7 protein-coding genes are annotated in these 11,694 nt (G+C 64.6%); all 7 read right to left on the bottom strand.

Features of this window, described 5'->3' with window-relative positions:
* Positions 1-283 precede the first annotated feature (283 nt).
* The 7 genes from amaB to NKI01_RS15005 all read right to left on the bottom strand — a co-directional run bounded on the left by amaB (position 284) and on the right by NKI01_RS15005 (position 11,608).
* Positions 284-1,795, bottom strand: a complete 1,512-nt coding sequence (gene amaB, locus NKI01_RS15035; RefSeq protein ID WP_352963724.1) for an L-piperidine-6-carboxylate dehydrogenase — start codon at positions 1,793-1,795, stop codon at positions 284-286.
* 183 nt (positions 1,796-1,978) lie between these two features.
* A complete protein-coding gene (locus NKI01_RS15030) occupies positions 1,979-3,241 on the bottom strand; it encodes an RNA polymerase sigma factor (RefSeq protein ID WP_352963721.1) in 1,263 nt (420 codons plus the stop codon).
* Entirely contained in the window at positions 3,238-3,612 is a 375-nt protein-coding gene (locus NKI01_RS15025) for a YciI family protein (protein WP_023720249.1), read from the bottom strand. Before NKI01_RS15025 ends, NKI01_RS15030 begins: the two co-directional genes overlap by 4 nt.
* 86 nt (positions 3,613-3,698) lie before the next feature.
* Positions 3,699-4,817 (bottom strand): DNA topoisomerase IB, encoded by a 1,119-nt coding sequence (locus NKI01_RS15020; protein WP_352963718.1) that lies wholly within the window; start codon positions 4,815-4,817, stop codon positions 3,699-3,701.
* A gap of 109 nt (positions 4,818-4,926) precedes the next feature.
* Entirely contained in the window at positions 4,927-5,811 is an 885-nt protein-coding gene (locus NKI01_RS15015; protein WP_023720247.1) for a transglutaminase family protein, read from the bottom strand.
* A 7-nt stretch (positions 5,812-5,818) separates the two neighbouring features.
* A complete protein-coding gene (locus tag NKI01_RS15010; protein ID WP_352481988.1) occupies positions 5,819-8,230 on the bottom strand; it encodes a circularly permuted type 2 ATP-grasp protein in 2,412 nt (803 codons plus the stop codon).
* A 6-nt stretch (positions 8,231-8,236) separates the two neighbouring features.
* Positions 8,237-11,608 (bottom strand): transglutaminase family protein, encoded by a 3,372-nt coding sequence (locus tag NKI01_RS15005; RefSeq protein ID WP_352481986.1) that lies wholly within the window; start codon positions 11,606-11,608, stop codon positions 8,237-8,239.
* Between the last annotated feature and the right edge of the window lie 86 nt (positions 11,609-11,694).

The raw sequence follows: 11,694 nt of genomic DNA, 5'->3' as shown, positions 1-11,694 counted from the left end.
CCGCTAAACACGGGGGCTGCGCGGCGGACACGCCGACGTCACAGCTACTGCCACGCCATTTTTGCAGAACTTGACGCACACAACTCTGGTTGGGCCAGCGGGGTCACTCGGTCATGTGGGTTTCGAGCGAGTTCTATCAGGAATACATGACTGCCCAGGCGGTCAAGCTCGCCATCATCGATGCAGCCTTCGACAATTGTGTTGTAACTTCCGAAGCCAGCTGAACGGCGAGCCAAACGCCGTCGTGGCGGCTTTGGCGCCGCCACCACGACGGTCTGGCATTTCAATCGATGTCGAACGACACGCCCTGCGCAAGCGGCAGCGCCTTGGAGTAGTTCACCGTATTGGTAGCGCGGCGCATATAGGCCTTCCAGGCATCCGAGCCCGACTCGCGGCCGCCGCCGGTTTCCTTCTCGCCACCGAAGGCGCCGCCGATCTCGGCCCCCGAAGTGCCGATATTGACGTTGGCAATGCCGCAGTCCGAACCGTCGACGCCGAGGAAGCGCTCGGATTCCTGCAGGTCGCGGGTGAAGATGGACGAGGAAAGCCCCGCGCCGACCGCATTGTGCTCATAGAGCACGGCGTCGAAATCCGAATATTTCATCACATAGAGGATCGGCGCGAAGGTCTCTTCGGTCACCGGTGACACCTGCTTCGGCATTTCGACCAGCGCCGGACGCACATAGTAGGCCCCCGCATGGCCGTTCTCGACCCGCATTCCGCCGGTTATCTTACCGCCATGCGAAGCCGCCTCCTCCAACGCCTTCTGCATGTTGTCGTAGGCAGCCTTGTCGATCAACGGGCCGACGAGAGCGCTTGTCTCCAGCGGATTGCCGACCGAGACGCTTTCATAGGCCTTCTTCAGGCGCGGAACGAGCTGGTCATAGACACTCTCATGTACGAACAGGCGCCTGAGCGTCGTGCAGCGCTGGCCGGCCGTGCCCATCGCTCCAAAGGCGATGGCGCGGAGCGCCATGTCGAGATCGGCCGTCGGGCAGACGATGCCGGCGTTGTTGCCGCCGAGCTCAAGCACGGCACGGGCAAAGCGCTTGGCCAGCCGTGGGCCGACATCCCTGCCCATGCGCGTCGAACCGGTGGCGGAGACCAACGGCACCTTCGGATGGTCGACCAGGATCTCGCCGACGGCGCGATCGCCGATCAGCACGGGCGCCAGCCCTTCCGGCGCATCGCCGAAACGCTTTGCCGCGCGCTTGAAGATCGCTTCGCAGGCGAGCGCCGTCAGCGGTGTCTTCTCGGACGGCTTCCACACCACCGCGTCGCCGCAGACCAGCGCCAGCGCTGCATTCCACGACCAGACCGCCACCGGGAAATTGAAGGCCGAAATGACGCCGACGACGCCGAGCGGATGCCAGGTCTCCATCATGCGGTGGCCGGGGCGCTCGGTGGCGATGGTCAGGCCGTACAATTGCCGGGAGAGACCGACGGCGAAATCGCAGATGTCGATCATCTCCTGCACTTCGCCAAGACCCTCGGATGGAATCTTGCCGACTTCGATCGATACCAACCGGCCAAGCTCGGCCTTGTGGGTGCGCAATTCCTCGCCGAGCAGCCGTACCAGTTCGCCACGCTTGGGAGCTGGCACCTGCCGCCACGCCAGGAAAGCCCTGTGCGCCTTGTCGATGGTCGTCGCCGCATCAGCCGGCGAGATGGTCTTCAGCGCGGCGATCTGCTCGCCGGTCACCGGGCTGCGCACGATGAGATCGCCGCCCGTAAGCGCGCCCTCGGCAACGCCCAGTTTCGCCAGAAGCCCGGCCGTTTCCTTCGCAATCGTCATTTTCATCCCTTTCAGATCCCGTCGCTCATATGGCGTCGGTCAAAGCCTTGTGCCACGCCGTCTCCGTGCCGATCGGCACATCGGGCACTGTCATGGCATGGCATTACTCGTTTCAGGGAAAAATCGCCACCCCGGCATGGTCTAAGCAAAGGTCAGACCGTTGAACCAGGCGGAGGCGTCGGATCAATGCGCCGTTTGCTTGGCGCCTTCTTTCATCAGCCGGTCGATATGCATGCGGATATGCGCCGCCTCGGCGGCCGTATTGGCAAGCGCGATGGCGCGGTCGAAAGCGACACGCGCCTCCTCGCCGCGGCCAAGCTGCATCAGCAGGCCGCCCTTGAGGCCGAAGAAGTGGAAATAGCCGGAAAGCCTTTGCTCCAGCGGCTCGATCATGGCGAGTGCGGCTTCCGGCCCACGCACCTTGGAGACGGCGACGGCGCGGTTGAGCGTCACCACCGGCGACGGCTGCATCTGCTCGAGCAGCCCGTAGAGCAGGTCGATCTCGTTCCAGTCCGTATCCTCGGGCTTTTCCGCCCGTGCATGCAGCGCGGCGATCGCCGCTTGCACCTGGTAGGGACCGGGCTTGCGATGGCGCAACGCCTTATCGACCAGCGCCAGGCCTTCATCGATCATCTTGCGGCTCCACAGGCTGCGGTCCTGGTCTTCGAGCAGCACGATCTCGCCGTTCTCGTCGAAGCGGGCCGGCGCGCGTGCATGCTGCAGCAGCAACAGCGCCGTCAGCCCCATGATCTCCGGCTCGCTCTGGAATAGTCTGAGCAGCAGCCGGGCCAGCCGGATCGCCTCTTCGCAAAGCGGCGCACGCGCCGACGCCTCGCCGCTGTTGCTGGAATAGCCTTCGTTGAAGATCAGGTAGACCATGGCGGCGACGGCGGCGAGCCGTTCGGAGCGCTCGACCGCTCCCGGCGTCTCGAACGGCACCCCGGCGTCGGCGATACGCGCCTTGGCGCGCGTGATACGCTGCTCCATGGCGCTTTCCCCGACGAGGAAGGCGCGGGCGATCTGCTTGACCGTCAGGCCGGAGACGATGCGCAACGCCACCGCGATCTGCTGGGTGGCCGGCAGGTCGGGATGGCAGCAGATGAACAGCAGCCGCAAAATATCGTCGCGGTAATGCGCACCGTCCAGCCGCTCGGCGATGTCGCTCTCGGCATCTTCGAGATCGGAGATCTGGTCTTCCTCCGGCAGCGGCGCCTGTTTGGCGCGCTTGCGCACCGCATCGATGCCGCTGTTGCGGCCGACGAAGATCAGCCAGGCTGCCGGATCGCGCGGCGGGCCGTTTTTCGGCCAGTTGTTCAGTGCCCTCAGGCAGGCGTCCTGGAATGCTTCCTCCGCCGCGTCGAGGTCGCGGAAGTAGCGCAGCAATGCCCCCATCGCCTGCGGGCGAGCGGTGCTGATTGCCGTGCTGATCCAGGCAAGTTCGGTCATGCGGAAACCTTGGCGGGGTTGAAGAGCGAGACCGGCCGGATCTCGTAGGAGCCGCCGCTCGGGTTGACCTCGGAAAGCTCGCGCGCGAAGTCGACGGCCTCATCGAGGTCGGCGCATTCGAGCGTGTAGAAGCCGAGGAACTGTTCCTTGGTTTCGGCAAACGGGCCGTCGATGACGATCGATTCACCCTTGACCTTTCGCAGCGTTGTCGCCGCGGTCGTCGGCAAAAGCCGCGCCACCGGCCCAAGCCGGCCGGCGTTGGCATATTTCTCTTGTACGCCGATAAGCTTTTCCATGACGGCATCGTCCTGCTCCTTGCTCCAGGAGCAGACGACGTCTTCGGAGGCATAGCAGAGGATCGCGTAAAGCATGGGTCGTCCTTTTCTCTGTCAAAGGACGAAACACTAGGACCGATGCCGACATGGCGTCGACAAAAAAATACGCCCCCGGTCCTGCGTCATTCCCTCGCCTTCAGCCATCTCAAGACCAGAGCCTCCTCGTCGTCGAGCCCGACGATCGAGCGCTTGCCTTTGTTGGCATCCGCCATTTCGTCGAGCAGCTGTCCTTCGGACCAGGCGCGGAAGACTTCCGGATGGATGTAGCAGCGGCGGCAGACGGCGCGTGTATTGCCGAGCCGCTCGGCGACCTTGTCGATGACATTGTTCATCACCCGCTTTTGCTGCGCCTGGCTTTCGGGACGTTCTGTTTGCGCAAACAGCGACGCCGCATGGATGGTTCCGCCCCACGTTCTGAAATGCTTGGAGCTGAACTCGACGCCGGCATTCTCCCTGATATAGCGGTTGACGTCGTCGGAGCGCACCGGATGCCTGTTTCCTTCCTCGTCGAGATACTGGAACAGTTTCTGGCCCGGCAGGTCCTGCGCTCCACGCACGATCTTGGCGATCCGGCGATCGACAAGCTTCAATCTCCATTCCTTGCCGGATTTGCCGATGAAGGCAAAACGCAGGCTCGAGCCCTTGATGTCGACATGGCGGTCGCGCAGCGTGGTCAGCCCAAAACTCTTGTTATCGCGGGCGTAGGCGGCGTTGCCGACGCGGATCATCGTGTTGTCGAGCAGCCAGACGATGGCCGCAACGACGCGTTCCAGCGGCAGGCCGTGACGGCGCAGATCGGCATCGATCTGCCGTCGCAATTCGGGCAGGCTTTCGGCGAAGGCGATGAGGCTCGAGTATTTGACCCCGTCACGCTCCTCCGCCCAGTGCTGATGATAGCGGTATTGCTTGCGCCCGCGCTGGTCCCGACCGGTTGCCTGAATGTGACCGTCGGCATCCGCCGAGATCCACACATCCGTCCAGGCCGGTGGAATGGCGAGCGCCTTGATGCGTGCCAGCGCGTCCTGGTCGACGGCACGTCCGTCGGGCCCTTTGTACGAGAACCCGTTGCCTGAACGCAGCCGGCGAATACCGGGCTCGGTGTCGGCGACATAGTTGAGCGAGGCCCGAACGGCCGAGGCGTGCGCGCCGTTCTCCAGCGCTCCGTTCCGCGGCACCCCGTTCTTTGGTGCAGCTTTCCTAACAGCCGATCGGCCAGACGACGACCCGGATTTGTCCAGCATGTCCTCTCCACGGAATTTCCGTAGATAAGCCGCCTGCTGGCTGCGGGTTCCACCGCCTTTTGATTGCCAGGACAGATTAACGACGACGCCGTGCAACGAGGAGGTGCCGTCACGCCTTTTCGAGCACGACCGGTATGACGTCGACTGCCTGCTCGCCAACCTGCCCGCCCGTGGTTTTCAGCACGCCGACGATCGGCGCCACATCGGAGTAGTCGCGGCCATAGCCGACCGTGATATGATCGTTGCTTGCCCGCATGCCGTTGGTCGGATCGAATTCCTGCCAGCCGGCATCGCGCCCGCACCACACCTTGACCCAGGCATGCATGGCGTCGGCGCCTTCGAGCCGCGGCTTCCCACGCGGCGGGATGGTGCGTAGGAATCCGCTGACATAGCCTGCAGGAATGCCGAGGCCACGCAGGCCGGCGATCATGATATGGGAAAAATCCTGGCAGACGCCGCGCTTCAGGCCGAAGGCGTCGCTGGCCCGCGTCTGCACCGTGGTCGCCTCGCCGTCATAGGTGAAATCGCGGTGAATGCGGTTGCACAGAGCCATGGCCGTGCCGACCGTCGAACTGCTGGCACTGCCTTTCGCATAGGCAGTGATTGCCGGGTCGATGCCGGCATGATCGCTGGCGGCCAGAAAGTGATGCGGCGAAGCCGGCGCCAGCGAGTGCACCGCGCCGAGTTCTTCCCTCAGCCGGCGTAGGTCGGGCGATACGTCGAGCCCGGGCTCCGGCCGCGACACTGAAACACGCGCGCTCATCCTGATGTCGAGCGCATCATGTGCGTCACGAAAGGCGATCGAGGTGACACTGTTGCCGAAAAAGTCGGAAAAGTCGGAGCGTTCGCTGGGCGCCGGCACAAAAGACAGTGAAGCGGCGATGACGCGCTGTACGCCAGGGATGGTCGGCGGCAGCACACGCACCTGATGGCGGCCGCCGCCGGCCGCCGCATCATAGTCGTAACGCAGGTGAAGCCTGATGTCGTAGAGCATGCCGTCTCTACCCGAAATAGGCTTTGGAGAGGCTGTTGTAGAGGCCGCCGATTTCATTGGCGAGATCGCTGAGGGCCTTGGCCGTCATGTCCGAGGGCTCCCTGACGGCGATCGACGTGTTGAGCTGCAGGATTTCCTTGGCCGCCGGCGACATATGGCCTTCACCGCCGACAGAGGGCAGCAGCGCGATTTCGGCCTTCAGCCGTTCGAGCTGGAACAGGATTGAGCGCGGGTTGAGCGGATCGAGCGCCAGAAGGTCGACCACGGTACGCCGTCCCGCCTGCACCGGATATTGCCGGCGGTGGGTCATAACGCTGTCGCCGATCTCCAGCATCATGTCGAGCGCGCCTTCCGGCGCCTCGGCCCTGGTCAGTCGGGCGAGCGTGCGGGCGATCTGGATGCCGCGTTCGAGCCTGCGGCCGATTTCCAGGAAACGCCAGCCGGCGAAACGGTACATATTCTCGTGCAGCAGGCCGGAAAACCCGGCCAGCTTGCGCAGGATGACCGTCATTGCCCTTGTCGCGTCGTCGCCCGGCGCCACTGTCACGGCAAATTGATGGATCGTCTTCGACAGGTCCTTCAATGCCAGCCAGCCATCGGGCGAGAAGCGGTCGCGGATCTGCCCGGCGCTGTACACGGCGCTGTCCAGCGTGCCGATGAGCCCCAACGGGATTGCCGTCTCGACGTCGATACCGAACGGCGCGAGATAGTCCCTGATGTCGGCGAGCAGCGGCATCTCGGGATCGGATGTCTCGGCCAGCCGCACGTGGTAGGCGCGCAGGATGCGCACCGTGTCTTCCGATCGCTCGATATAGCGGCCGAGCCATGTCAGGTTTTCCGCCGCGCGGCTGGGCAGGCTGCCCGGCAAGGTTCGGGTGAAGCTGTCATGCTCCTGCGGCAGCAGCGTCTCACGCTCCACCGGCCTGTCGCTGACCACCCAAACATCCGCCGCCTGGCCGCCGCGCTGCATGGCGATGGCCGTCGGGTCGAGCGAGAAGCCGACACGGGCAAAACCGCCCGGCATCACGGTCCAGCCTTCCGGCGTCCGCGCCAGATAGACGCGCAGGCTTGCCGGCCGCGGCTCCAGCCAGCCGCTGACATAGACAGGAGTGGTCGACAGCGTCACCGCTTCCTGGCCGACAAAGTCGCCGCCGTCTTGTTCGATCCGGGCGACGAGCTCGGCCCGTTCCTCGGCCGACAGCGCTGACCCGAGCTTGGTCGAGCCGTCGTCCTCGAAGGCAAGCCGCGTCGACAGTGCCGGGCCGATCACCATGCTATCGATATTGGCGAGCACATGTTCGCGCTCCGTATCCTGCCCGCACCACCATGTCGCGACGGTCGGCAGCAGCAGTTCCTCATTGCGCAGGGCGCGCGAAATCTTCGGCAGGAAGGCGAGCAGAGCGCGCGTCTCCATCAGGCCGGAACCCAGTGCATTGACGGCCGAAACCGCCCCTTGCCGAACCGCTTCGACCAGCCCCGGCGTGCCGATCTGCGAGTCCGACCGCAACTCGAGCGGATCGGCAAAGGCAGCGTCGAGCCGTCGCCACAAGACGCTGACCGGCATCAGCCCCGAAACTGTGCGCACCATCAGCCTGCCGCCGGAGACAGTCAGGTCCTCGCCCTCGAGCAGCATGATGCCGAGATAGCGGGCGATATAGGCATGTTCATAATAGGTCTCGTTCAGCGGTCCCGGCGTCAGGATGGCGACACGGCCGCCGGCTTGCTTGGCCATGCCGATCAGCGCATCGCGAAAACGGCGGAAGAAACCGGCCAAGCGGTGCACATGCATCTCGCCGTAAATGTCGGACAGTGCCCTTGTGGTGGCGACGCGGTTTTCCAGCGCAAAGCCGGCGCCCGATGGCGCCTGGGTGCGGTCGCCAAGCACCCACCAGCGGCCGTCCGGGCCACGACCGAGCTCGAAGGCGCAGAAATGCAGGAAATGGCCGCTGGCAGGCCTGGTGCCGACGACCGGCCGCAAATATTCCGAGCTGGCCGCGATCAATCCAGCCGGCAGAATGCCTTTCTCGACCAGCCGGTTCGGCCCGTAAATGTCGGCGATGGTCTCCTCGAACAGATCGGCGCGCTGGACCAGGCCGGCGCTGATGTCAGCCCATTCCTCCTCCTCGATCAGCAGCGGCACATGCGCCAGCGGCCATTCCCGCTCATTGGCGCCGGCCTTGTCGTAGACGCGGTAGTAGACGCCGGCATCGCGCAGGTACTGGTCGGCGCGGGCAAAACGCTGGGCAAGCTTTTCCGGCCCCAGGTCCTCCAGTGCCTCGATGAAGTGCCGCCAGGCCGGCCGCGGATTGCCCGACGCATCGACCATCTCGTCGACGACGCCGTCGATCGGTTGATAGTGCTCCAGCAGACTGTGGGTCTGCGGCTTGCTGCGCAGCTTTTTGTGATTCCCCTTCGCCATGGCTGATCAGAGTCTTTGCGGCCGCCGAAGGTCAAGGGTCATCGGGAAATCTTCAGAGGCTTCTTCGTTGCGCAGCACATAGCCGGACGGAGTATGGCCACGCGGCTCGAAGCGGGCGAGCCGCCGCGCCTCCGCTTCATTGCCGTTGACCGGGAACGTGTCGTAGCTGCGCCCGCCGGGATGTGCCACATGGTAGACGCAACCGCCAACCGCGCGGCCCGACCAGCGGTCATAGATATCGAAGACCAGCGGCGTGTTGACCGGCAGCGCCGGATGCAGGCCCGACGCCGGCTGCCAGGCCTTGAAGCGAACGCCGGCCACCGCGATCTCGCGGTTGTCGGTCACCTTCATCGGCACCCGGCGGCCGTTGCAGACGACGGCGTGACGTTCCGGGTTGAGCCCCTCGGTCTTCACCTGCAGCCGTTCGACGGAAGAATCGACAAAGCGCACCGTGCCGCCGATCGCGCCTTGCTCGCCCATCACATGCCAAGGCTCCAGTGCTTGCCTGAGCTCCAGCTTGATGCCGGCATGCTGGACCTCGCCGCAGAACGGAAAGCGGAATTCGAGCTGGGCGTCGAACCATTCCGGACGGAACGCAAAGCCGTTCAGCTTGAGGTCGTCCAGCACATCGAGAAAATCCGCCCAGACATAATGCGGCAGCATGAAACGGTCGTGCAGCGAGGTGCCCCAGCGTACGAAGCGGCCGTCGAGCGGGTTCTTCCAGGCCCGGGCGATGATGGCGCGCACCAGCAATTGCTGCGCCAGGCTCATGCGCGCGTTGGGCGGCATCTCGAAGCCGCGGAATTCGACCAGCCCCAGCCGGCCGGTCGGCCCGTCCGGCGAAAACAGCTTGTCGATACAGATTTCGGAGCGATGCGTATTGCCCGTCACGTCGGTCAGGAGGTTGCGGAACAGCCGGTCGACCAGCCACGGCAGGGGTGCCGCGCCCTTGTCCGGATGTGGCACCTGCGCCATCGCGATCTCGAGTTCGTAGAGCGAATCGTGTCGTGCCTCGTCGAAGCGCGGCGCCTGGCTGGTCGGGCCGATGAACAGGCCGGAGAACAGATAGGATAGCGACGGATGCCGCTGCCATTGCAGCACCAGGCTCTTCAACAGGTCGGGGCGGCGCAGGAACGGACTGTCATTGGGCGTGGCACCGCCGACGACGACGTGGTTGCCGCCGCCGGTGCCGGTGTGACGGCCGTCGATCATGAATTTGTCGGCGCCAAGCCGCGTCTGCCGCGCCTCTTCGTAGATCGCCGTGGTCGTCGCCACGCAATCCTGCCAATTCGCGGCGGGGTGGATATTGACCTCGATGACGCCGGGATCGGGTGCGACACGGATGACATTGAGGCGCGGATCGTGCGGCGGGCCGTAGCCCTCGATATGCACCGGCAGGCCGATAGCCCTTGCCGCGTTCTCCGCCGCCGCGACCAGTTCGAGATAATCCTCCAGCGCCTCGACCGGCGGCATGAACACACAAAGCCGTCCGTCGCGCGGCTCGACCGAAAGCGCTGTGCGCACGGCGCCGCCGATCTCGGTAATCTCCTGTTCGACGCGGTCTTGCTGGCCGGTAACGGCCGTGAAGGAGACCGCCTGCTGGCGTCGCGCCATTTCGTCGGCGCCTTCCAGTTCGGCCGGAGCGGGCGAAGAAGCAGCACCGGGCAAGATCGCCTCACGCGCCGGCAATGGTCCGCGCGGCAGCGATGGATCGACCGGTACGATATAGGGGAACTGCGCCGGCGGCACATAAGGCAGCGTGCCGAGCGGCAGGCGGTAGCCGACCGGCGAATCGCCGGGCACCAGGAACAGCCTGCCGCGCCGCGTCTTCCACTTCTCCGAGCGCCAGCGCGGTCCGGAAGCCTGGCTGTTCCAGCGCTGGACGGGCAGCACGTAGCCCGACGGCTTGGTCAGCCCGCGTTCGAACACCCGCGCCATGCGGCTGCGCTCCTCCGGGTCCTCCAGCTTCGAATTGGAGGGATCGACATTGTCCGGCAGCTTGCCTTCCTTGAGCAGCCATTCGGCCGGATCCTCATAGGCTTCGCTGACCATCGTCTTGTCGATGCCGAGTTCGTCGGCAATCGCGGTCAGCAGGCTCTCGGCCTGCTTCGGTCCGACATCCGCCTCGCTCTTTTCATGTGCGATCAGTGACGGATCGCTCCACACCGGCTCGCCGTCGGTGCGCCAGTAAAGCGAGAACGTCCAGCGCGGCAGGCTTTCGCCGGGGTACCATTTGCCCTGTCCGTAATGCAGGAAGCCGCCCGGCGCGAAGCGTTCGCGCAGCCGGCGGATCAGCGCATCGGCCTTTTCGCGTTTTGTTGGCCCGACGGCGGCGGTGTTCCACTCGGCCGCCTCGAAATCGTCGATTGAGACGAAGGTCGGCTCGCCGCCCATGGTCAGCCGCACGTCGCCGGCCTGGAGTGCTGCATCGACCTCGACGCCCAGCGCGTCGAGCGCCTGCCAGCTCTCGTCGGAGAACGGCTTGGTGATGCGCGGATGTTCGGCGATGCGGTCGACCCGCATGTCGAAGCCGAATTCGACATTGGCGAAGCTCGCCATGCCGGAGATCGGCGCGGCATTGCGGAAATGCGGCGTTGCCGCGAGCGGCACATGGCTTTCGCCGGTAAGCAGGCCGGAGGTCGGGTCGAAGCCGATCCAGCCGGCGCCCGGCAGATACACCTCGCACCAGGCATGGAGGTCAGTGAAATCGGTCGCCGTACCGGGCGGTCCGTCGAGCGCGACGAGGTCGGGTTTGAGCTGGATCAGATAGCCGGAGACGAAACGCGCGGCGATGCCGAGGTTCCTCAGTATCTGCACCAGGAGCCAGCTCGAATCGCGGCAGGATCCCTTGCCGGCGGCCAGCGTTTCCTCGGGCGAGAAGACGCCGGTTTCCATGCGCACGATATAGGCGATCTCGCGCTGCAGCCGCGCATTGAGGTCGACGACAAAATTGACGGTATTGGTCGCACTGCGGTCGATGGTTTTGAGGAACGCCTGCAACAGTGGCCCTGCCGGTTCCGGCGTCCGGTAGATGGTCAGATCGTCCCTGATCTCTTCCGGGTATTCGAACGGAAACGTCTCGGCCGACGGTTCGACGAAGAAATCGAACGGATTGTAGACCGTCATGTCGGCAACGAGATCGACCTCGATCTTCAATTCCGTTACCGGCTCGGGGAAGACGAAGCGGGCAAGGAAATTGCCGTAGGGGTCCTGCTGCAGATTGACGAAGTGGTTTGCCGGCCCGACCTTCAGCGAATGGCTGAGCACTTTGGTGCGGGAATGCGGCGCAGGCTGCAACCTTATGACTTGCGGGCCCAATACGACCGGCCGGTCGTATTTGTAGTGGGTCAGGTGATAGACGGCTGCCAGAATTGCCATGGTGCCCCTGAAGTCGGCGTTTCAAAAGGAGTTCGCTGAACCCTGACACGAATGCTGACCATTCTCCAAGCAGAGATGTTGCGCTG

This window comes from Mesorhizobium sp. M0815, from assembly GCF_040319995.1.
GTDB lineage: Bacteria > Pseudomonadota > Alphaproteobacteria > Rhizobiales > Rhizobiaceae > Mesorhizobium.
The sequence above is the reverse complement of the archived record's forward strand: the minus strand, read 5'-3'. Positions and strand labels throughout refer to the sequence as shown.

What these genes read in the sequence shown, in the direction of transcription:
- amaB (WP_352963724.1), bottom strand. Translation starts at nt 1,795, where the DNA reads ATGACGATTGCGAAGGAAACGGCCGGGCTTCTGGCGAAACTGGGCGTT.
- NKI01_RS15015 (WP_023720247.1), bottom strand. Translation starts at nt 5,811, where the DNA reads ATGCTCTACGACATCAGGCTTCACCTGCGTTACGACTATGATGCGGCG.
- NKI01_RS15005 (WP_352481986.1), bottom strand. Translation starts at nt 11,608, where the DNA reads ATGGCAATTCTGGCAGCCGTCTATCACCTGACCCACTACAAATACGAC.
- NKI01_RS15010 (WP_352481988.1), bottom strand. Translation starts at nt 8,230, where the DNA reads ATGGCGAAGGGGAATCACAAAAAGCTGCGCAGCAAGCCGCAGACCCAC.
- NKI01_RS15030 (WP_352963721.1), bottom strand. Translation starts at nt 3,241, where the DNA reads ATGACCGAACTTGCCTGGATCAGCACGGCAATCAGCACCGCTCGCCCG.
- NKI01_RS15025 (WP_023720249.1), bottom strand. Translation starts at nt 3,612, where the DNA reads ATGCTTTACGCGATCCTCTGCTATGCCTCCGAAGACGTCGTCTGCTCC.
- NKI01_RS15020 (WP_352963718.1), bottom strand. Translation starts at nt 4,817, where the DNA reads ATGCTGGACAAATCCGGGTCGTCGTCTGGCCGATCGGCTGTTAGGAAA.